Raw genomic sequence first — 19,833 nt, 5'->3', positions numbered from 1 at the left:
AAACGCGCAAATGGCGGCACAACCCCCCGCAACTCAAACGTCCACTTCGGACAAACTGGCGCCCGCCGATTTCCAGGCGCGCTGGTGGACCTGGGCCTCCCAGCCCTCGAACAGCAACCCGGTGTCCGACACCTCCGGGCGCTACTGCATGCGCGACCAGCCCGTCGAGGTCTGGCTGCTCGCCGGGTCGCTCGGTGAGGGCCCGGTCGAGCGGCAGTGCCGCGTCCCCGCCTCCAAGCCGCTGCTCGCGCCCGTCGTGAACCTCGCGACCGATGTCGCGGGCTGCGAGAAGTTCATGAAGAACGCTCAGGGCGAGGTGCTGATGGACGGCTCGACGCAGGCGCTGACGAGGGTGTCCGCCACGCCGTTCACCTACGAAGCGCGCGCGGGCAACCCGTACGGCACGTCGGCGGGCCGGATCAACTCGGTCGGCTGCGGTCTGTACGCGTGGATCGCCGCTCCCGCCTCCGGTGAGCACGAGCTGGTGATCCGGGGCTCCGCGAACGGCAGGGACGTCGACGTGAAGTACAAGCTGATCGTGGGCGCCGACTAGCGCGGAAACCAGGTGCGCCGGTCCGGTAACGTGGTTCGTGGCGTCCGAGCAGACGTGAGGCTGGAGCCGCTCCCCGGCAGTGAGCGGCACTCTCCGCCGCAGTGTTCAGCAACTCCTGCTCGCTGAAGCGAACTGACCACGTAGACGCGTGACACATGCGTCCTTGTCGGCCGAGCCGGGCGGCGGAAACGAGGACTGCTGTCATGGCACGTCTGTCCACCACGGACCAGCTCGCCGATCTGCGGCGCACCTACACGGGCGAGAACCTGTCCCAGGCGGTCCCGGCCGTCCGCGACGGTGACTCCGTGTTGCCCGAGGCCGCCAGCGAGGCCCAGCGCCAGCTTGAAGCCAAGGTGCTGGTCGCGGGTTGTGCCGCCGCGAGCATGCTCCAGTTGATGCCGCCCGCGAGCATCATCAGGCCCGCCCACGCGTTCCGGACCGTGGAACCAGGGGAGCCTCTGAAGGTGCACCTGAGCGACAGGGCTCTCGGCCCGCTGCTGTTCGAACTGCTGCCGCGCACCGAGGGCGGGTTCGGCATGGGCGTCGCCGGTCTCGAGCACCGGCAGTACCGGCGGTCGGCCGAGCTGACCACCGGGGACGCCGGCGTCGTGCTGACCGGGGTCGACGAGCAGGCGTGGGAACTCGGCATGCGTTACGTGCGCTGGATGCACGAGCACCGCGGCGTCGAGTACACCGACGGCGGTGGCAACGACGACGAGATCGCCGAACCGGCCACTGGGAGCGCTCTCCTGCGCCGGGTACACCTGTGGCATGACGCGAGCTGGTTGCGAGCACTTCCGATGGGCGGAGCCTGGTTCGTCGAGTGGGCCGGTGGGCCGTCCGAGGACGAGATCAGGCAGAAGCTCGGCCACCCGGACTTCGGGACCACCCGCGAGATTACGCCGCGCCGCATCGACGCGCCGTCCGAGGACGTCGAGGAAGGCCTGCGGACCTATCCGTGGCCTGATGAGTTCGTGTCTGCCGTCACGGCTGGTCAGCCCGATCAGCGACCTGACCGCCGGTAGACTGCGCTTTCGCCCGCAGGAACGATCGTCAGGAGGACCCCGGTGACCCAGCAGGCTGCCGAGGCCCAAGCCGAAGCCACGCGCAAGGCCCCTCGCGTCCTCGTCGCCGAAGACGAGGCGCTGATCCGTCTCGACCTCGTCGAGATGCTGCGCGAAGAGGGCTACGACGTGGCGGGCGAGGCCGCAGATGGTGAAGAGGCCATCAAGCTCGCGACCGAGCTCAATCCGGACCTGGTCATCCTGGACGTCAAGATGCCCAAGGTCGACGGGATCGAGGCGGCGCAGCACATCGCCGGCAACAGGATCGCGCCGGTCGTGATCCTCACCGCGTTCAGCCAGCGCGATCTGGTCGAGCGCGCCCGTGACGCCGGTGCGATGGCCTACCTGGTCAAGCCGTTCGCCAAGCGGGACCTCGTGCCCGCGATCGAGCTGGCGATGAGCCGGTTCAGTGAACTGGCCGCACTGGAGCAGGAAGTCGCCGGGCTCACCGAGCGCCTGGAGACCCGCAAGGTCGTGGAACGGGCCAAGGGCATTCTCATGACCAAACAGGGTCTGAGCGAGCCGGAGGCGTTCAGGTGGGTGCAGCGCACCGCCATGGACCGCCGCACGACGATGAAGGCCGTCGCAGAGGCCGTCATCGAGAACTTCGGCTAGTGCTGTGGCCCGGCAGGTTGCTGCCAACGGGCCGGGCCACAGCACTTCGTCAGGTTCGGCGCAGCTCCAGCCACACCGAGTCCGTCTGCCGTCCCGGATCCTCGGGACGCAGGCGGACTTCGACGTTGTGGCTGCCTTTCAGCGAGATCTCCAGTTCGTGCCGGCCCCCTATGCCGCCGGGCATCGGCACGGTCGCCGCGAGAGAGGTGTCGACGTACACCTCGAAGCCCGCTATCGGCGCCACTGACCGTGCGTGGGCCGCGTCGAGGGCGATCACCAGTGCCGCGTCGTTCGGGCCCTTAGCGTTGATCTCAGCGGTCATGACGGGCAAAACGGGCGGTGGCTCGTCCGGTGCGTTCTCCAGCTTCACCGAAGACCGGCCGGGCACCTCCAGGTAGCTCTCCAGCACCTGGGCCTGCGACGCGCCGGGCATCCGCAGCACGAACGGCGTCAACGCGTCCGGCCCGTCCGTGGTGAGGAGCTCTGCGGGCACGTTCCCGATCAGCGTCAACTCGCTGTCCTCCGCCGCGGACCAGCCGTTCACCGCCGGCCGCAGCGGCACCTTCGCCGACCCGAGCTGCGCGACCAGGCCGTTCGGGTCGCCGCCGTCGCCGAACCGGACCGTTGCTCGTAAGCGCGCCGAAGAGACCCCACGCAACGGTGCGCGCGCCACGCCGATGCCCGGTGCCTCCTCTTCGGGTTCGAGCACGCGCAGCGTCCCCGCCACGAGCGGTGTCTCGATCACCTCGTCCACGGGGCCATGCGAGCCGGAGATGCCGATCGCGTCGATTTCCACGCGTCCGGGATAGCTGATCGGAGGCGTCACGCCGATCAGCACGCTCGCCTCTCGCCACTGCGGCACGACGGGTGAAGTCGCGATCTCGGTGCCGTCCTGGAGGACCCGCACGCCGTTATCTGTCAGCACTACTTCGAATCGATGCAGAACGCCCGCACCGCGCGTTCCGGGAGCCACGGAGTCGTCCACCACCACGTGAACCGCATCAGCGGGAGGTATGGGTCCGAGTCGATCAGGCGTTCCGGGCGCCAGATCGACCACGAGTTTCCCGCGCGGTCCTGCCGCGTCCGTCACGACGACCACGCGGCCCAGTTCAGCCGATCCCTTCAACAGCAGTGGCGCCCGTGAGCGCAGCACGGCCGTGTCGTTTCCACACGGCATGTCGATCACCAGGCGGCCGCCGGAGCCCGAGCCGGGGTTCACACACCCGCGCCGGCCGCTCAGGTGGTAGCGGCGGTCGAGGAACGTGTCGTCGAAGTCGTCCAGCCAGCCGCCGACCGCCCGCCGCCAGCCGTCGTCACTCGGCCGCTCCTCGGCCCTGACCGGCGAAGATCGCTGACCGAAGGCGTCCACCGCGCGCACGTCCGGCCGTCCGGAGCCCGTGATCTCGGGCGACGCGACGAGTTTTCCGAGGACCTCGTACCCGGCCGCACCCGGCACAGGTGCCCATTGGACTCGTCCGTCGCTGCTCCATACGGAGGACGGCGGGCCGGGCGGAGGTGGCGTCGCCGAAACCCTGACGAAATCCGCTGTGTACTTAGTTAAGCGAACGGCCTCTGAACTGGGCTTCTTCAGGGCATCATCGGACTCGCGCAGAACCAGCACCGCCGCGACGATGATCGCGACAGCGCCCACCGCGGTGATCACTCGACGACGCGGAGTCATACGTCCACGTTATGGCAGCCGTCCAAAGAGTGAACGAAGGTTACCGTCTGTGACATTGCTTAAGTGAAACATAACGCCGCGTTGCGTTATGGTCACGAGCCCATTGGCTTTGATGACTGCGGTCACAGTCATCGCCTAGGTTCCGGCCATCCCTCAGGAGAGGGTGATGGAGCGGTGCGCGGAGATCTCGCGTAGCCGGGAGCAGGGATATAGGAGGGACATCACGTGCGTAAGCACTCTGTGAAGTCCGCAGCGATCGTCGGCGCCTCGCTGCTTGTTCTTGCAGCCTGTGGCTCGAACAAGACCGAGGGCGGCGGCACCACCGGGGGCAGCTGCGACACGTCGAAGGGCACTCTGACCGTCGGTGTTGTCGCCCCGTTGTCCGGGAACCTGTCCGCTCTCGGCGTCGGCATCAAGCAGTCCGCCGAGCTCGCCGTGGACGAGGCGAACAAGAAGTGCACGGTCAAGGGCTACAAGCTGACCGTGTCCGCCCAGGACGACGAGGCCAACCCCGCCAAGGGTGCCCAGGCCGCCACGAAGCTGTCGACCGACCCGAACGTTGTCGGTGTCGTCGGCACGCTGAACTCGTCTGTGGCCCAGACCGTGCAGCCGATCCTGCGGGACAAGAAGATCCCCCAGGTGTCGCCCGCCAACACGAACCCGTCGCTGACCAGGGGTAACGACTTCCTGACGGCCCCGAAGCGGCAGTTCGACAACTACTTCCGCGTCTGCACCACCGACGACCTGCAGGGGCCGTACGCGGCCAACTACCTCGTCGAGAAGGCCGGCAAGAAGAAGATCGCCATCGTCACCGACGGCAAGACCTACGGTGAGGGCCTGGCCGCCGAGCTGTCCAAGCAGGTCAGCAAGAAGGGCGGCACGATCGTCGGCTCCGAGAAGGTCGGCGAGAAGGACACCGACTTCTCCGGCGTCATCGCCAAGATCAAGGCCCTCGGCCCGGAGGCCGTCTACTACGGCGGTGAGTACCCGGTCGCCGGCCCGCTGTCCAAGCAGATGAAGGACGCCGGTCTCGACGTTCCGCTCATGGGCGGCGACGGCATCTTCGACGGCAAGTACATCGAGCTCGGCGGCAAGGAGGGCGACCTCGCCACCTCCGTCGGTGCCCCGACCGAGTCCCTGGCCACGGCCAAGGCCTTCGTCGACGCGTACAAGGCGAAGTTCGGCAAGGAGGACTACGCCGCCTACGGTGCGTTCTCCTACGACGCCGCGAACGCGATCATCGGTGCCCTCGCCAAGACCGTCGACGGCGCTGCCTGGGACGAGTCGAAGCGTGACGCCATGCTGACCAACGTCGGTGCCTACGCCGGCTCCGGTGCCACCGGTGAGGTCAAGTTCGACCAGTACGGCGACAGCACGAACAAGGTGCTGACCGTGTACCAGGTCACCTCGGCGAAGTGGAAGGACGTTCAGACCGGCACCTTCACCGGCTGACGACTACCTAATCACTGATTGAAGCCACGGCGGGGGCGGGCGTTGTTTGCTCGCCCCCGTTGTTTACGGAGGTAGTCGTGTCAGTCCTGCTTCAACAGCTGGCCAACGGGGTCATTCAGGGTGCGTTGATCGCCCTGATCGCCCTGGGGTACACGATGGTGTACGGCATCATCCAGCTGATCAACTTCGCCCACGGCGAGGTTTTCATGGTGGCCTCGTACGGAGGCCTCGCCACGTTCACGCTTCTTCCTGACGACCTCAAGAAGTCGCCTGCCGTGGCACTGCCGCTCATGTTCGTCGGCGGCATCGTGGTGGCGGTCGTCGTGGCCGTGATCATGGAACGGTTCGCCTACCGGCCCCTGCGCAACGCGCCTCGGCTGGCTCCGCTCATCACAGCGCTCGGCGTGTCCGTGTTCCTGCAGGAGGCCGTGCGCGTCTTCTACCCGAACGCGAAGTCCAACCTGCCGTACCCCAAGGTCTTCCCCGAGGGCAACCTCTCGATCGGCTCGGTCAACATCTCGTGGACCGGTGTGCTGCTCGTCGTGCTCTCGGTCGGTCTCGCGATCATCCTGCAGACCTACATCAACCGCTCGCGCATGGGCCGCGCGATGCGTGCGACCGCGCAGGACCCCGACACCGCGAAGCTCATGGGCGTCAACCCCGACCGCGTGATCGTGCTGACGTTCATCATCGGCGCCGTGCTCGCCGGTGTCGCCGGCATCATGTTCGGCGGCTACCTGAACAACATCAACATCGACATGGGCTTCCAGAACGGCATCTTCGCCTTCACGGCGGCCGTCCTGGGCGGCGTCGGCAGCATCCGCGGCGCGGTCATCGGCGCGTTCATCATCGGTCTGATCAAGACCGTTGCCGGTCAGTACATGCCGGGCGGCACCCAGTACGACTACGTGTGGATCTTCGTCGTGCTGATCCTCGTGCTCGTCTTCCGCCCGCAGGGTCTGTTCGGTGAGCCGGAAAGGGTGCGCGCATGAGTACGGTCGACACTTCTGCGAAGCGTTCCGCGCTCGCACCCCTCGGCAAGCCGTTCGCGGCCGCCGGTGGTGTTCTCGGCATCGTCGCGGCGTTGCTGCCGTGGGTCACGTTCAGCCTCAACGACGGCAACTGGCCCGACAAGGCGACGCTGCAGTTCTTCGACGCGCCGTTCCTGGTCACCGGGTTCCGCTGGCACGTCCTGCTGCTGGGCGTCCTCATCCTGGTCGCGGCGTTCGCGCCGACCCCGTCCAAGGGCCGCGTCGTCCGGGCGCTCGGCTGGGGCCTCGCCCTCGTCTCGTTCGTCAACGCCGCGTACATCACGGTCAAGGGCGGTGGCCTCGGTGCCATCACGGCTCTCGACGGTGCCACCGCGTTCGGTGCGGTCGTAGGCCTGGTCGCCGGTGTGCTGGCGATCCTCGCGGGCTACGGCATCGGCATCGGGCCGGTGGGCGAGTGGAGGTTCAAGGTCTCCACCCCGGTCGCGTACCTGGTGCTGCTCGTGTCGTTCGGTGCGGTGCTCTACGCCGTCGCCGCGATGCTGACCACCGGTGGCGTCGGTTCCGCCAACCCGTACGCGGGCGCGATCTTCCTGTCGTTCCTCGGGTTCGCCGCCGGTGTGCTCGGCGCGCTGAGCGGCGTCGGTTTCGTGCGCTGGCTCTCGGCGCTGTCCGAACAGCACCGCGTGTTCAGCGTGATCGTGCTGGCGGCGTGCGCGCTGTTGCTGCCGTTCACCGAGGCGGGCAACGAGTACTGGATGACGGTCGCGGCGAACATCGGCATCTACGCCGCCACCGCGATCGGCCTGAACATCGTCGTCGGTCTCGCGGGTCTGCTCGACCTCGGGTACGTGGCGTTCATGGGCATCGGTGCCCTGGTGGCAGCGAACTTCTCCGGTGCCGCGACCGCGCACTTCGGCATCACGCTGCCGTTCCCGATCGCCGCGGTCATCGCGGCCGTCGTGGCCGGCATCTTCGGCGCCATCGTCGGTTCGCCGACGCTGCGGGTCCGCGGTGACTACCTCGCGATCGTGACGCTGGCGTTCGGTGAGATCTTCACCCGCTCCGCGCAGAACGACATCGGTGGCATCACCAACGGCTCCAACGCGATCCCCGGTGTTCCGGCGCTGTCGCTGTTCGGCGCGGAGTTCAACAAGTCGATCTCGATCGGCGCCGTGAAGCTTCCCGCCGGTGTCCTCTACTACGTCCTCATCGTGCTGCTCGTCGCGGCGACGATGGCGGTGTTCGCGAACCTCAAGTTCAGCCGCATCGGCCGTGCCTGGATCGCGATCCGCGAGGACGAGGACGCCGCCCGCGCGATGGGCATCCGCACCGGCAAGATGAAGATCCTCGCGTTCCTCATCGGTGCCATGCTCGCGGGTCTCGCGGGCGCGGTGTTCGCGCACAAGAACGGCACCGTGTCCTACGAGTCGTTCAAGTTCCTCGAGTCGGTCACGCTGCTCGCGGCGGTCATCCTCGGCGGCATGGGCTCGATCCCCGGCGCCGTCCTCGGTGCCGCGCTGCTGTTCGTGCTGCCCGAGAAGCTCCGTGACTTCGAGGACTACCGCCTCATGATCTTCGGCCTCGCGCTGATCCTGATCATGCGGTTCCGGCCGGTCGGCCTGATCCCCGATGCGCACAGGCGCGCTGAGATGATCGAGCGCGCTGATGAGAACGCCGAAGAGGCGCATGTGGAGGCGAAGAAGGCATGAGCACGCCTGTACTGGAAGCGCGTGACGTCTCGATGGTCTTCGGTGGCCTCAAGGCGTTGAAGGGCGTCACTCTGACGCTCGAAGAAGGCAAGATCGTCGGCCTGATCGGTCCGAACGGCGCGGGGAAGACCACGTTCTTCAACTGCCTGACCGGTCTCTACACGCCGACCACGGGCGAGGTGCTGCTCAAGGGCAACGTCCTGCCCGGCGACCCGGCGAAGGTGACGGACGCGGGCGTGGCCCGCACGTTCCAGAACATCCGCCTGTTCCCCAGCATGTCCGTGCTGGAGAACGTCATGGTGGGCCGCCACGTCCGGATGAAGCAGGGCCCGCTGGCCTCGCTGTTCCACGGCCCCGCCTACCAGCGTGGCGAGAGGGCGGCACGGGAGCGGTCGCGGGAGCTGCTCGCGTTCGTCGGCCTGAACAACGTCGACGACGAGCTCTCGCGCAACCTCCCGTACGGCGACCAGCGCCGTCTGGAGATCGCGCGCGCGTTGGCGACGGACCCGGCGGTGCTGCTGCTGGACGAGCCCACCGCGGGTATGAACCCGCAGGAGACGGAAGCGACGCAGCAGCTGATCTTCCGCATCCGCGAGACGGGTGTGTCCGTCGTCGTCATCGAGCACGACATCAAGTTCATCTTCGGGCTGTGCGACTCGGTCTCCGTGCTCGTGCAGGGCGAACTGCTCGTCGAGGGCAGCCCCGAGGTCGTGCGGGCGGACCCGCGGGTCGTCGAGGCCTACCTCGGCAAGCCGCCGGAGGAAGTCGCGCACGAAGTCGAGGCCGCCGCTGCTTCTGCTGAGGAGGAGCAGGCATGACCGCGCTGCTCGAAGTCCGCAACCTCTCGGTCGCCTACGGCGCCATCGAGGCCGTCCGCGACATCTCGTTCACCGTCGAGGCCGGCCAGATCGTGTCGCTGATCGGCTCGAACGGTGCGGGCAAGACCACGACCCTGCGCACCATCTCGGGTCTGCTGCGTCCGGCGTCCGGCGAGATCCTGTTCCAGGGCAAGCCGATCCACAACGACCCGGCGCACGCGATCCTCGGTGAGGGCATCGCGCACTGCCCCGAGGGCCGCCGGCTCTTCCCGCGGATGACCGTGGAGGAGAACCTGCAGCTCGGCGCCTACGTCCGCAAGGACGACGGCGTCGAGGCCGACATGCAGCGCGTGTACGACCTCTTCCCCGTGCTGGGGGAGCGCCGCCACAACAAGGCCGGGCTCTTCTCCGGTGGTGAGCAGCAGATGCTGGCCATCGGCCGCGCCATGATGTCGAAGCCCCGCCTGCTGATGCTCGACGAGCCCTCGATGGGTCTCTCGCCGATCATGACGCAGAAGATCTTCGACACCATCAAGGAGCTCCAGTCGCTGGGCACCACCATCCTTCTGGTGGAGCAGAACGCCCTGGCGGCGCTGGCGTTGTCGGACCACGGGTACGTGATCGACCTCGGCAGGACCACCTTGGACGGTCCGGGGCACTCGCTCCTGGCCGACCAGCGGGTGCGCGACGCGTACCTGGGTGAGGCTCACTGAGGTTCTCGGTTGTGGGAGCGGGGCGGAGGACTTTCCTCCGCCCCGCTTTCGTTTCAGCTGCCGTCGAAGTCGGCCAGGATGCGGGGCAGGGCGAGTTTGGCCGCCCTGCCGTGGTTCACGTCCGCGCCCAGGTCGATCAGCGTGCTGCGGGCGTGGTGCTTTTTCAGGCGTTGGTCGCAGTACGCCGAGGTTTCCAGGAGCGTGTCCCTGTCCCCGGCGGACGAGTAGATCGTCACCGGGACCGTGGGGCGCCAGTCGCAGTAGCCGTCCGCCTCGTGGAGCTTGGCACGCAGGATGCCCTCGGGGTGCTTCACACGGTCGAAGTAGGTCTCGGTCAGGAGCTCCCGCATGGTGGCCGGGAGGTGCGGGAAGATGTCCTCGTTGCGGTGGTCGCCGTCGAACAGGGACTCGATCGACGGGTCGCGGAAGGCCTCGGCCGGGTCGTCGTAGAGGTGGTGGAGGCGGTTCCACGCCACCGTCCAGTACGCCATGTACGCGACGCCGTTGGAGATCTCGTCGTTCGTCGCCTTGGCCACCAGCAGGCTCGGTTTGAACGGGCCGCCGATGGGAGCGAGTGCGCCCACCTTCAGACGGCGGTCGGCGCCCGACTGCAGAGCCTGGCCCAGCGCCATGGCGGCGTGGCCGCCCTGCGAGTGGCCGGTGATCATCACGCGCGAGTCCGGGCGTAAGCCCTTCGACGCGGCGTACTCACGGGCCGCGCGCAAGGCGTCGACCGACGCCGTGACGGTGGACGGGGCGTCCACGTACGGGTGGTAGCCGGGGCCGGTGCCCAGACCCAGGTAGTCCGGAGCGGTGGTCAGGTAGCCGGCGGAGGCGAAGAGCAGGGCCGCGGCCCGGTCGTTGCCGTCCGCCACCGACGCCACCGAGCCTCGGTAGCCGGTGGTGCCGTGCAGCCAGGTGGCCTGGCGGGGTGTTCGGTTCCCGTTGCGCGGTAAGGCGATCAGGGCGCTCGCCGTCGTCGGTTTCCCGAAGGCGTCGATGGTGCGGTAGGTGATTCGCTTCGCGTCCACGGCGAAGCGGACGCGCGAGGCGTCCAGGTCGTGGTCCCCCAGGTAAGTGACCAGCTGGTTGGTGTCCATCGTGGACACCGGGACGACGTCGAGGAGCTCGCCGCGGGCCGTCTGGGCCGACGCGGTGGCCGGGACCGAGGCCGCGACCAGCGCGCCGCACAGGACTGCCGCTGTGAGTCGAGTCGTGAAGGTCATGGCCCAACGATGTCGGGCTGATCTTGGTCGCACACTGGGGCAAACCGCACAACGAGGGTGTGGTTTACCCCAGTGTTCAGGCGCCGGGAGGCTTCGGGCGGATGAGGCACGTGAGGCGGGCGGTGCAGGTGCGCTTGCCCTCCTCGTCGGTCACCACGATCTCGTACGTCGTCGTGCTGCGACCGAGGTGGATCGGGCGAGCCACGCCGGTGACGGTGCCCTCGCGCGCCGCTCGATGATGGGTGCAGGACAGCTCGAGCCCGACGGCGATGCAGTTGAACTGGGAGGCGTGCATCGCGGACGCGACGGACCCCAGCTGTTCGGCGAGCACCGCGTTCGCGCCGCCGTGCAGCAGGCCGAACGGCTGGCGGTTGCCCTTGACCGGCATCGTGCCGATCATTTCCTGAACATCCCATTGGGTGATTTCGATGCCCATCCGAACATGCAACTGCTCGTCGGCGAACTCGATAGGCAGGTCGGGGGTCACGCAGGCTCCAAGGGCTCAAGCAAAACTGTCAGACCCCCACCCTAGACTCGGGACCGTGACTACCTCAGACGTGAAGCGGCTCCTGCTCATCGACGGTCACTCGATGGCCTACCGAGCGTTCTACGCCCTGCCCGCCGAGAACTTCGTGACGAAGACGGGCCAGGTCACGAACGCCGTGTACGGGTTCACGTCCATGTTGATCAACATCCTGCGGGACGAGAAGCCGACGCACGTCGCGGTGGCGTTCGACGTGTCGCGCAAGACGTTCCGCTCCGAGCAGTACCCCGAGTACAAGGCCGGTCGCTCCAAGACGCCGGACGAGTTCCGCAGCCAGGTCTCCCTGATCAAGGACGTGCTGGCCACGCTGGCCATCCCGACCATGGAGAAGGAGAACTACGAGGCGGACGACATCATCGCCACGCTGACCACGCAGGCCGTGGCGCAGGGCGTCGAGGTGGAGATCGTCACCGGCGACCGCGACGCGTTCCAGCTGGTCAACGACAAGGTCACGGTGCTGTACCCGGTCAAGGGCGTCTCGGAGATGGGCCGCTTCACCCCGGCGTACGTCGAGGAGAAGCACGGCGTGCGTCCCGAGCAGTACGCGGACTACGCGGCGGTGCGCGGCGACTCCTCGGACAACCTGCCGAACACCCCCGGCGTCGGCCCGAAGACGATCATCAAGCTGCTCAACCAGTTCGGCGGCCTCAACGAGCTCGTCGACCGCATCGACGAGGTGCCCGGCAAGGTCGGCGAGGCGCTGCGCGGCAACCTGGCGAACATCATCATGAACCGCCAGCTCACCGAGCTGATCAAGGACGTCGAGCTGCCGTACGCGATCGACGGGCTCGAGGTGCAGCAGTGGGACCGCGACGCCGTGCACCGCCTGTTCGACGAGCTGGAGTTCCGCGTCCTGCGCGACCGTCTGTTCCAGACGCTGACGACCGCGGAGCCCGAGGCCGAGGAGGGTTTCGAGGTCTCCGGCGGCGCGATCCCCGCGGGCACGCTCAAGAAGTGGCTCGACGCGAACGCGCGCAAGACGCGGGTCGGCGTCGCGTTGCGCATCACGACCGACCTGGAGGGCGTCGCGCTGTGCACCGCCACCGGTGAGGGCGGGTACGTCGACGTCACGGAGCTGAACGAGGCCGACGAGCAGGCGCTCGCCGCGTGGCTGGCCGACGAGTCGGTGTCCAAGGCGGGCCACGACCTGAAGCTGCCGCTGCGTCGCGTGCGCGCCCGCGGCTGGAAGTTGCGCGGCCTGTCTTCCGACACGGCGCTGGCCGCCTACCTGGTGCGTCCCGGCCAGCGGTCGTTCGCCCTGGACGACCTGGCGCTGCGCTACCTCAAGCGCGAGCTGCGGGCCGAGGAGTCGGGTGACGGTCAGCTGTCGCTGCTGTCCGACGAGTCCGAGGAAGCGCAGAAGGTCGCCACCAGCACGATCCTGCGGGCGCGTGCGGTCGCCGAGCTCGCCGACCGCCTCGACGAGGAACTGGTGACCATCGGCGGCACCGACCTGCTCGCGAACCTCGAACTGCCGCTGATGAACGTGCTCGACGAGGTCGAGGCCGTCGGCATCGCGATCGACGTCGACCACCTCTCGGAACTGGAGGCGCACTTCGCGGCCGGCGTGAAGCAGGCGGCGCAGGACGCGTACTCGGTGATCGGCAAGGAGATCAACCTCGGCAGCCCGAAGCAGCTGCAGACGGTCCTCTTCGACGAGCTGAACATGCCGAAGACGAAGAAGACCAAGACCGGCTACACCACGGACGCGGACGCGCTGCAGAACCTGTTCGAACAGACCGAGCACCCGTTCCTGCAGCACCTGCTCTCGCACCGCGACGTCACGCGGCTGAAGTCCACTGTGGACGGCCTGCTGAAGTCGGTGGCCGACGACGGCCGGATTCACACGACGTTCCACCAGACGATCGCCGCCACGGGCCGGCTGTCCTCGACGGACCCGAACCTGCAGAACATCCCGATCCGCACGGACGAGGGCCGCCGCATCCGGCAGGCGTTCGTCGTGGGCGAGGGCTACGCGGAGCTGATGACCGCGGACTACAGCCAGATCGAGATGCGGATCATGGCCACGCTGTCCGGCGACGAGGGCCTGATCGCGGCGTTCAACAGCGGCGAGGACCTGCACACCTACGTGGCCTCGCAGGCGTTCTCGATCCCCACCGCCGAGGTGACGGGCGAGATGCGCCGCCGCATCAAGGCGATGTCGTACGGCCTCGCGTACGGCCTGTCGGTGTTCGGTCTGTCGCAGCAGCTCCGCATCCCCACCGAAGAGGCCCGCGAGCAGATGGAGGCGTACTTCGCCCGCTTCGGCGGCGTGCGCGACTACCTCAACGAGATCGTGAAGAAGGCAGGCAAGGACGGCTACACCGAGACCGTTCTCGGCCGCCGCCGCTACCTGCCGGACCTCACGTCGGACAACCGCCAGCGCCGCGAGATGGCCGAGCGGATGGCGCTCAACGCCCCGATCCAGGGCAGCGCCGCGGACATCATCAAGGTGGCCATGCTCGGCGTCTACCGCGCGCTGGAGTCGTCCGATCTGCGGTCCCGGATGCTCCTGCAGGTCCACGACGAACTGGTGCTGGAAGTCGCGGAGGGCGAGCGCGAGGCCGTCGAGGCCCTCGTGCGCGACCAGATGGGCAACGCCTACCAGCTCCTGGTGCCGCTGGAGGTCTCGGTCGGCGTGGGGCGCTCCTGGGACGACGCGGCCCACTAGTGCGGTGGCCACTAACCTTTACCCGGTATTTCGCCGGTCAGACGGGTGCATCGCGGTGCCGTCCCCGCGTCCCGAGTACTGGACGTACGGTGGCGCGGGGACGGCGCCGCGAGGCGCCCTGCTGAGCGCCGGAAGACCCGGTGAAGGTTCGTGGTCACCGCACTAGGGCCCGCAACGCGAATCAGCCCGTCCGAGCCGAGTGCTCGGGCGGGCTGTGTCGTGCAAAGCCGAGAATCATTTCCCCCATTGGAACTTATAACGCAGCGGGGGACTTGCCGCAAGACCCAGGGCCGCCCGCACAATTCGTGGCCTGAACAGGGGATTGAGGTGTTTCACCATGCGATTTCTCGTGTCGACGATCGGGTCACGAGGAGAGGCGCAGCCGGTCACCGCACTGGCCGTGCGACTCAAGGAACTGGGCAACGACGTCAGGGTCGTGGCGCCGCCGGACTTCGAGGAACTCGTCACCGGCAACGGGATCGACTTCACGCCGGTCGGCCCGAACCTGCGCGACGCCACCGCCATCAAGACCACACCCGACGAGCTGCGCAGACTGGCCGAGGAGTCGGTCAGGGAACAGTTCCGCGTCGTCACGCAGGCGGTCGGCCAAGCCGACGTACTGGTGGCAGGCGGGGCGTTGCAGCACGCGACGCGTTCCGTGGCGGAAAGCATCGGCGCGCATTACGTGTACGCGAGCTTCTGCGCGAACACGCTGCCGTCGCCGCACCACGCGCCGCCCGCGTTGCTGGGCCGCGTTCCAGTGAACGGAACGCCCGAGGAAAACCTCGCGCAATGGGACCGGCAACGTCATTACTTCACGTTCTCGCGCGACACCCTCAACGCTGAGCGCGCCGAACTCGGCCTCGACCCGATCGACGACGTCCGCGACCACATCTTCGGCGACGCCCCGTGGCTTGCCGCGGATCCGGTGCTCGGCCCGTGGCCAGGTCCCGGTGACCTCGTCCAGACCGGCGCCTGGCTGACCGACGACCAACGCCCGCTCAGCCCGGAACTCGCAGCGTTCCTGGACGACGGCGAACCACCGATCTACTTCGGACTGGGCAGCATGCGCGGCGGCCGGGACGCGGCGAACGACGCCGTCGACGCCGCCCGCGAGCTGGGCAAACGCGTTGTCCTGCAACGAGGCTGGGCAGACCTGAAGCTCACCGACGACGCCCCGGACTGCATCGCGATCGGCGAGGTGAACCAGCAGGCGCTGTTCCGCCGCATGGCCGCGATCGTGCACCACGGCGGCGCCGGCACCACGACGACAGCCGCCGCGGCAGGCAGGCCGCAGATCGTGCTGCCACACATGTACGACCAGTACTACTGGGGCAGCCAGGTCGAACGGCTGAACATCGGCCGTTCGACGAGCGCCGTGACGGCAGAGGTCCTGGCCGAGACACTCCAGCTCTCCGACCAGGCCGCGAAAGTCGCCGTGCAGGTCCGCACGGACGGTGCGAGAGTCGCGGCGGAACGGCTGATGGCGCTCTGATTCGCCTGCTGCGGGCGGTGGCCGCGTGGTAAGTCAACGGCATGAAGATCCTTGCCGTGGTGCTGCTCCTCGCCGTCGCCGCCTGCACGGCCACCGAGCCGGACACACCCGCCAGGGAGGCGTGGCTCATGGGCAAGCTGACATTCCGCAAGGTGGAGAGCGTCGCGCCGTCGTCCAAGCCGTCGTCCGGCCACCCGGCGCCGCAGAACGAGGCAGACGACCCGGCCGTCAAGGCGGCGCGAGCGACCCGGCAGAGCACGGACGCCACCACTCGAGAGCAGGCGCTCGGCACGTTGGACTGCGGCGCCCCCGACCCGCTGGCCGGCCACGACGACGCGGCCGCCCCGCTGGTGACCTGCGACGCAGGCGAGTTCAAGTACGACCTCGGTCCGGTCTTCCTCGACGGTGACCGCGTCGGCAAGGCCAAGGCCAGTCCCAGCGAGTACGGCACCGATCACGTGGTGACGGTCGAGTTCGACGCAGAGGGCGCACGGACCTGGAGCGACTTCACGACCGCCAACGTGGGGAACCAGATCGCGATCCTGATCAACGGGCGGGTGCTCAGCGCACCCAGCATCCAGTCGCCGATCACCGGTGGCACCACGCAGATCACCGGCCGGTTCACCGCGGACGAGGCCGATCAGCTCGCGAGGCAACTCGTCGGCCGATGATCCAGGACTACGACGAGACGAGCCCGCCCACGTCAGGATCGCCGAACATGATCGCATGACCTGCGCCGCGTCGGCGGCTCCGGCCGGAGTGGGTGTGCGTCTGCGGCGCCGAGCACCGGCGGTGAGAAGAAGTGAACCGGCCCAACTGAGACGTACGTGTTGTGGGTGTCCGCAGTGAGGGGTGACCCGCAATGTCGTACCAGGTTGGGCTCGATCTCGGATCCGCAGGCATCACCGTCGCGACCGGCAGCGGCGTCACGACCAACGGCCGGCGTCAGCAGGCGACGGCCATGGAGATCGCGAACGTTCTCGACGATCTCGCGCATCGGTACGGGGAGTCGCCGAGCCGCGTCGCCATGACGCATCCGCTGTGCTGGCCGCACGAGCGTCTTGAGCAGTTGCGTCATGACCTGATCGAGGCGGGGCGTGCGGACGTGTTGTTCGTGCCGGCGCCGCATGCTGCCGCCATCGCGTTCGACGCTGACGCGCAGATGCCCGAGCACAGCACGGTGGCGGTGTTCGACTTCGGTGCCACCGGGTGTGACATCACGGTGTTGCGCAAGCAAGGTGTGTTGTTGCTGGCCGGGGTGCCGGAACGGGTCGAGGTCGGTGGCTTCCACCTGGACGAACTGGTCGCGGAGCACGTGATCGCGAAGATCGGTGCGCACAGCCGTGAGCTCGTGCGGAGCTGTGTCGAGGCCAAGGAGTTGCTCGGCAGCTACCCGGAGGTGCGGATTCCTTGTGTCGCAACGAACGGGGAGGTGCGCGAGGTCAGGCTGAGCCGGTTGGAGTTCGAGGCGATCATCCGGCCGTCGGTCGAGCTGGCGGTCGACGCGCTGGAACGGGTGGCGGGCAGCGCCGGGTTGTGCCTGCCCGACGTCGTGCTGCTGGTGGGCGGGTCGTCGCGGATTCCGTTGGTGGTCAAGGAGATCGCGCAGCGCTTGCACATCCCGGTGTTGAGGGCACCGGACGGCGCGGCTGCGACGGGTGCGTACCTCGAAGCCAGGCAGTTGGAGCCCGAACCCGCGGAGCAGGCCACCGTCGAGGTGCCGAAGCCTCGTGTGGAGGAAGAGCCGAAGCAGCGGGTTCTGACCACGCCGTTCATCGCGGCCGGGTTGCTCGTGCTCGTTCTCGGTGGTGGGTGGTTCGCGCACGACGCGATGAACCAGCCTCAGGTGAAGATGGAGAACACCAGCGTGCAGCTCGAAGCGCCCGGGACGGCCGAGCTGCCCCGGCTCGTCAAGCCAGTGCGCTGATCTCGCGCAACGTCCGGTCGATCTCCTCCGGGGTGTTGAGGATCGACGTGCCGACCCGCGCGTACGGGATGCGGTAGGACGCCGTGGTGATCTGGATCTGCTTGCGCCCCAGCAGTTCCACGACCTCGGGGCCGGTGTGGCCTGGCACGTCGAAGCACACCATGCCCGCGGACGTCGCCGGGTCGCGCGGCGTGTGGACGACGACGCCGGGGATCTCGGCGAGCCCGTCCTTGAAACGGCCGGCCAGTTCGGTGATCCGGGACGCCACCCGGTCGCGGCCGAGGCGTTGGTGGAACCGCACGGCTGCCTGCACCGCGAAGTAGTGCTCGAACGCGTGGAAGCCGCCGGGCCCGAGCGCCGCCGTCTGGCTGCGGTCGCTCAGGTTCGGCAGCAGCGGCACGATCTCGCCGCTCACCTCGGGGTTCACCCACACCATGCCGGTGCCGCGTGGTCCGAACAGCCACTTGTGCGTGCCGGCGACGAACACGTCCGCACCCATGCGCGCCGCGTCGTCGTCGACCGCCGCCAGTCCGTGCACGCCATCAACGATGAGAAGGCAGCGGTCTTGCGGTGCGCGCCCCTTGTTGGCCTCAGCGACGACGGAAGCGCACGCCCGCACGGGCATCCGCAGGCCCGTGCTCGACTGCACCCACGTGATGCCGACGGCACGGGTCTGCGGCGTGATCGAGTTCCGCAGCCGCACAGCGATCTCGTCCTCGGTGGCCTTCGCCGGGTTCTCGTAGAGCGTGCCGATCCTGACCTTCGCACCCACTCGTGACGCCGCGAGCCTGGCGGCCTGCTGGTGCCACGCGTGGTCCTGGTCGCCCAGCAGCAACTCCTGGTCGGCGCGCAGTTTCAGGCCGCCGTAGACGATCGAGAGTCCGATGGTCGTGTTGGGCGCGAACGCGATGTCGTCCGCAGCGCCGCCGACGTACTGCCCGAGCGCGATGGCGACCTGTTGTGCCTGGTCGGGCATCAGGTCGTGCGAGTTGGCGTCGAGCCGGACCTTGAACTCCTCGACCGCGTCCCGCACCTCGCGCGGGTTCGACGCGAGGTAGAACAACCCGAGGTTGGTCAGGCCGGGGTCCAGCCGGAACTCGCGGCGGACGGCGCCCCAGTCCGCTCCCCGCGCGGCCGACGACGCGGTCGGTGCGACGGCGAGCAGCCCGGCCCCCACGAGGAAGTCACGACGATCCATGCCGTCCATTGGACAGCTTCTCCGGCGCGAACGGCAGCCCGGTGTTCAACGCCTTGGCTCCCACGGTGCACAGCTCGCCGAGCATGCTCACGCCGATGGACAACTGCGTCGGCGCGTGATGGTCGAGCAGCAACGCGAAGCCGAAACTCGCGCCGATCGACGTCACCCACACGAGCAACGTCCACGGTGTGTACCGCTGCCACAGGTGGCCGTCGCGCTCGAACAACTTGATCGTCATGCCCCTGAACGCCCCGAACGCGAACCCGGCGGCGAGCGGGAGCAGGTAGATCAGATGGAACTCGTCGACCGCGCGGACGCCGAAGAACAGCAGGAACGCGGGCGGCGCCAGCAGGTCCCTCGCGTTGAGCGGTTCCCCCATGAACCGGCGCACGAGCACGTACAGCACACCGGCCGCGATCAGCGGATATGTCATTGCGTCCCCCTAAGTAGCATGACTCTGCTACTTAAACTAGCAGGGTCATGCTACAAAAGGGAGGTGTCACCGAGAGTCGTCGATCCCGTCGCCCGCCGCCAAGCCGTCGCCGAGGCGGTGTTCCGCGTGGTCGTGCGCGACGGCGTCGAACAGGCCTCGCTGCGCAACGTGGCGGTGGAGGCAGGGCTCGCGATCGGCTCGATCCGCCACTACTTCGACAGCCACGACGACATGATCATCTTTGCCGTCGAGGCCCTCATCCACTCGACAGACCAGCGCGTCATGGCCCACGTGCAGTCGCTCGAAGATCGAAGCGACCCGCGTCGCCCGGCCGAACGCGTGCTCTCCGAGGTGCTCCCGCTCGACGAACGCAGGCGTGACGAGGCCGTGCTGTGGCTGGCCTTCGTCACCGCGTCCCGCACCCGCCCGTCGCTCGTGCCGCACGCCGAACGGCTCTACGACGGCCTGCGCATGCTCTGCCGCCGCGCGCTGACGGTGATGACCGAGGCGGGGACCGTCGCGGCCACGCTCGACGTCGCCCTGGAGTCCGAACGGCTGGCGTCGCTGCTCAACGGCCTCACCGTCGACGGGGTGCTGCATCCGGACCGGATGACGCCGGACCTCACCGTGTCTCTGTTGCGCAGGCACCTGGACTCGCTGCGCTGACACTTGGCGTCGCGGAAACGTGTCGCGATCAACTGAAATGAGGCAGTCTCCTAGACACAGCTCAGTTCTGGGGGGA

General features: G+C 68.1%; 18 protein-coding genes. 13 read left to right on the top strand and 5 right to left on the bottom strand.

What is annotated here, in order from left to right:
• Positions 1-10: 10 nt before the first annotated feature.
• The 3 genes from ACIRG5_RS15825 to ACIRG5_RS15815 all read left to right on the top strand — a co-directional run bounded on the left by ACIRG5_RS15825 (position 11) and on the right by ACIRG5_RS15815 (position 2,232).
• Positions 11-553 (top strand): hypothetical protein, encoded by a 543-nt coding sequence (locus ACIRG5_RS15825; RefSeq protein ID WP_402905215.1) that lies wholly within the window; start codon positions 11-13, stop codon positions 551-553.
• Between the two features lie 203 nt (positions 554-756).
• Positions 757-1,578, top strand: a complete 822-nt coding sequence (locus ACIRG5_RS15820; protein WP_402905213.1) for a hypothetical protein — start codon at positions 757-759, stop codon at positions 1,576-1,578.
• Between the two features lie 42 nt (positions 1,579-1,620).
• A complete protein-coding gene (locus ACIRG5_RS15815) occupies positions 1,621-2,232 on the top strand; it encodes an ANTAR domain-containing response regulator (protein WP_402905211.1) in 612 nt (203 codons plus the stop codon).
• A 49-nt stretch (positions 2,233-2,281) separates the two neighbouring features.
• Here ACIRG5_RS15815 and ACIRG5_RS15810 read toward each other — a convergent pair whose 3' ends face one another.
• Complete coding sequence (locus tag ACIRG5_RS15810) at positions 2,282-3,913, bottom strand: hypothetical protein (protein ID WP_402905209.1); 1,632 nt, start codon at positions 3,911-3,913, stop codon at positions 2,282-2,284.
• Between the two features lie 225 nt (positions 3,914-4,138).
• On the opposite strand from ACIRG5_RS15810, the gene ACIRG5_RS15805 reads away from it, so the two are divergent.
• The 5 genes from ACIRG5_RS15805 to ACIRG5_RS15785 all read left to right on the top strand — a co-directional run bounded on the left by ACIRG5_RS15805 (position 4,139) and on the right by ACIRG5_RS15785 (position 9,597).
• A complete protein-coding gene (locus ACIRG5_RS15805; protein WP_402905207.1) occupies positions 4,139-5,365 on the top strand; it encodes a branched-chain amino acid ABC transporter substrate-binding protein in 1,227 nt (408 codons plus the stop codon).
• A 77-nt stretch (positions 5,366-5,442) separates the two neighbouring features.
• Positions 5,443-6,357 (top strand): branched-chain amino acid ABC transporter permease, encoded by a 915-nt coding sequence (locus tag ACIRG5_RS15800; protein WP_402905205.1) that lies wholly within the window; start codon positions 5,443-5,445, stop codon positions 6,355-6,357.
• On the top strand, positions 6,354-8,066 hold the full coding sequence (locus ACIRG5_RS15795; protein WP_402905203.1) for a branched-chain amino acid ABC transporter permease: 1,713 nt from the start codon (positions 6,354-6,356) through the stop codon (positions 8,064-8,066). Before ACIRG5_RS15800 ends, ACIRG5_RS15795 begins: the two co-directional genes overlap by 4 nt.
• Positions 8,063-8,884 carry an ABC transporter ATP-binding protein gene (locus tag ACIRG5_RS15790; protein ID WP_402905201.1) on the top strand — a complete coding sequence of 274 codons (822 nt, stop codon included), beginning with the start codon at positions 8,063-8,065 and terminating at the stop codon, positions 8,882-8,884. Before ACIRG5_RS15795 ends, ACIRG5_RS15790 begins: the two co-directional genes overlap by 4 nt.
• Positions 8,881-9,597: an ABC transporter ATP-binding protein gene (locus tag ACIRG5_RS15785; RefSeq protein ID WP_093596901.1), complete on the top strand. Its 717-nt coding sequence runs from the start codon at positions 8,881-8,883 to the stop codon at positions 9,595-9,597. The genes ACIRG5_RS15790 and ACIRG5_RS15785 overlap by 4 nt, the downstream gene beginning before the upstream one ends.
• A 53-nt stretch (positions 9,598-9,650) precedes the next feature.
• On the opposite strand, the gene ACIRG5_RS15780 is transcribed toward ACIRG5_RS15785, so the two are convergent.
• Together ACIRG5_RS15780 and ACIRG5_RS15775 are read right to left on the bottom strand one after the other, a co-directional pair.
• Complete coding sequence (locus tag ACIRG5_RS15780; RefSeq protein WP_402905199.1) at positions 9,651-10,823, bottom strand: lipase family protein; 1,173 nt, start codon at positions 10,821-10,823, stop codon at positions 9,651-9,653.
• A 76-nt stretch (positions 10,824-10,899) separates the two neighbouring features.
• Positions 10,900-11,259, bottom strand: a complete 360-nt coding sequence (locus tag ACIRG5_RS15775; protein ID WP_090067725.1) for a hotdog fold thioesterase — start codon at positions 11,257-11,259, stop codon at positions 10,900-10,902.
• A gap of 106 nt (positions 11,260-11,365) precedes the next feature.
• Here ACIRG5_RS15775 and polA point away from each other — a divergent pair, with 106 nt between their 5' ends.
• The 4 genes from polA (at position 11,366) to ACIRG5_RS15755 (ending at position 17,460) form a co-directional block, all read left to right on the top strand.
• Positions 11,366-14,038, top strand: a complete 2,673-nt coding sequence (gene polA, locus ACIRG5_RS15770; RefSeq protein WP_402905197.1) for a DNA polymerase I — start codon at positions 11,366-11,368, stop codon at positions 14,036-14,038.
• Positions 14,039-14,375: 337 nt separating this feature from the next.
• Positions 14,376-15,533, top strand: a complete 1,158-nt coding sequence (locus ACIRG5_RS15765; RefSeq protein WP_402905195.1) for a glycosyltransferase — start codon at positions 14,376-14,378, stop codon at positions 15,531-15,533.
• A gap of 41 nt (positions 15,534-15,574) precedes the next feature.
• Positions 15,575-16,204 carry a SecDF P1 head subdomain-containing protein gene (locus tag ACIRG5_RS15760; protein ID WP_402905193.1) on the top strand — a complete coding sequence of 210 codons (630 nt, stop codon included), beginning with the start codon at positions 15,575-15,577 and terminating at the stop codon, positions 16,202-16,204.
• 191 nt (positions 16,205-16,395) lie between these two features.
• On the top strand, positions 16,396-17,460 hold the full coding sequence (locus ACIRG5_RS15755; protein ID WP_402905191.1) for an Hsp70 family protein: 1,065 nt from the start codon (positions 16,396-16,398) through the stop codon (positions 17,458-17,460).
• Here ACIRG5_RS15755 and ACIRG5_RS15750 read toward each other — a convergent pair.
• Together ACIRG5_RS15750 and ACIRG5_RS15745 are read right to left on the bottom strand one after the other, a co-directional pair.
• A complete protein-coding gene (locus ACIRG5_RS15750) occupies positions 17,444-18,658 on the bottom strand; it encodes an aminotransferase class V-fold PLP-dependent enzyme (RefSeq protein ID WP_402905189.1) in 1,215 nt (404 codons plus the stop codon). The genes ACIRG5_RS15755 and ACIRG5_RS15750 overlap by 17 nt on opposite strands.
• A complete protein-coding gene (locus tag ACIRG5_RS15745; RefSeq protein WP_402905187.1) occupies positions 18,645-19,091 on the bottom strand; it encodes a DUF1453 domain-containing protein in 447 nt (148 codons plus the stop codon). The genes ACIRG5_RS15750 and ACIRG5_RS15745 overlap by 14 nt, the downstream gene beginning before the upstream one ends.
• Positions 19,092-19,154: 63 nt before the next feature.
• On the opposite strand from ACIRG5_RS15745, the gene ACIRG5_RS15740 reads away from it, so the two are divergent.
• The gene (locus tag ACIRG5_RS15740; protein WP_402905185.1) at positions 19,155-19,757 is read left to right on the top strand and encodes a TetR/AcrR family transcriptional regulator; all 603 of its coding nucleotides are present in this window, start codon (positions 19,155-19,157) and stop codon (positions 19,755-19,757) included.
• The last annotated feature ends 76 nt before the right edge of the window (positions 19,758-19,833 follow it).

Source organism: Lentzea sp. NPDC102401, from assembly GCF_044765805.1.
In the GTDB taxonomy this organism is placed as follows: domain Bacteria; phylum Actinomycetota; class Actinomycetes; order Mycobacteriales; family Pseudonocardiaceae; genus Lentzea; species Lentzea sokolovensis.
The sequence above is the reverse complement of the archived record's forward strand: the minus strand, read 5'-3'. Positions and strand labels throughout refer to the sequence as shown.

Excerpts from the sequence above, each read along its gene's own strand:
- ACIRG5_RS15775 (WP_090067725.1), bottom strand. The coding sequence starts at position 11,259 with ATGGGCATCGAAATCACCCAATGGGATGTTCAGGAAATGATCGGCACG.
- ACIRG5_RS15750 (WP_402905189.1), bottom strand. The coding sequence starts at position 18,658 with ATGGATCGTCGTGACTTCCTCGTGGGGGCCGGGCTGCTCGCCGTCGCA.
- ACIRG5_RS15760 (WP_402905193.1), top strand. The coding sequence starts at position 15,575 with ATGAAGATCCTTGCCGTGGTGCTGCTCCTCGCCGTCGCCGCCTGCACG.
- ACIRG5_RS15820 (WP_402905213.1), top strand. The coding sequence starts at position 757 with ATGGCACGTCTGTCCACCACGGACCAGCTCGCCGATCTGCGGCGCACC.
- ACIRG5_RS15765 (WP_402905195.1), top strand. The coding sequence starts at position 14,376 with ATGCGATTTCTCGTGTCGACGATCGGGTCACGAGGAGAGGCGCAGCCG.
- ACIRG5_RS15745 (WP_402905187.1), bottom strand. The coding sequence starts at position 19,091 with ATGACATATCCGCTGATCGCGGCCGGTGTGCTGTACGTGCTCGTGCGC.
- ACIRG5_RS15785 (WP_093596901.1), top strand. The coding sequence starts at position 8,881 with ATGACCGCGCTGCTCGAAGTCCGCAACCTCTCGGTCGCCTACGGCGCC.
- ACIRG5_RS15810 (WP_402905209.1), bottom strand. The coding sequence starts at position 3,913 with ATGACTCCGCGTCGTCGAGTGATCACCGCGGTGGGCGCTGTCGCGATC.
- ACIRG5_RS15825 (WP_402905215.1), top strand. The coding sequence starts at position 11 with ATGGCGGCACAACCCCCCGCAACTCAAACGTCCACTTCGGACAAACTG.
- ACIRG5_RS15755 (WP_402905191.1), top strand. The coding sequence starts at position 16,396 with ATGTCGTACCAGGTTGGGCTCGATCTCGGATCCGCAGGCATCACCGTC.
- ACIRG5_RS15795 (WP_402905203.1), top strand. The coding sequence starts at position 6,354 with ATGAGTACGGTCGACACTTCTGCGAAGCGTTCCGCGCTCGCACCCCTC.
- ACIRG5_RS15780 (WP_402905199.1), bottom strand. The coding sequence starts at position 10,823 with ATGACCTTCACGACTCGACTCACAGCGGCAGTCCTGTGCGGCGCGCTG.
- ACIRG5_RS15790 (WP_402905201.1), top strand. The coding sequence starts at position 8,063 with ATGAGCACGCCTGTACTGGAAGCGCGTGACGTCTCGATGGTCTTCGGT.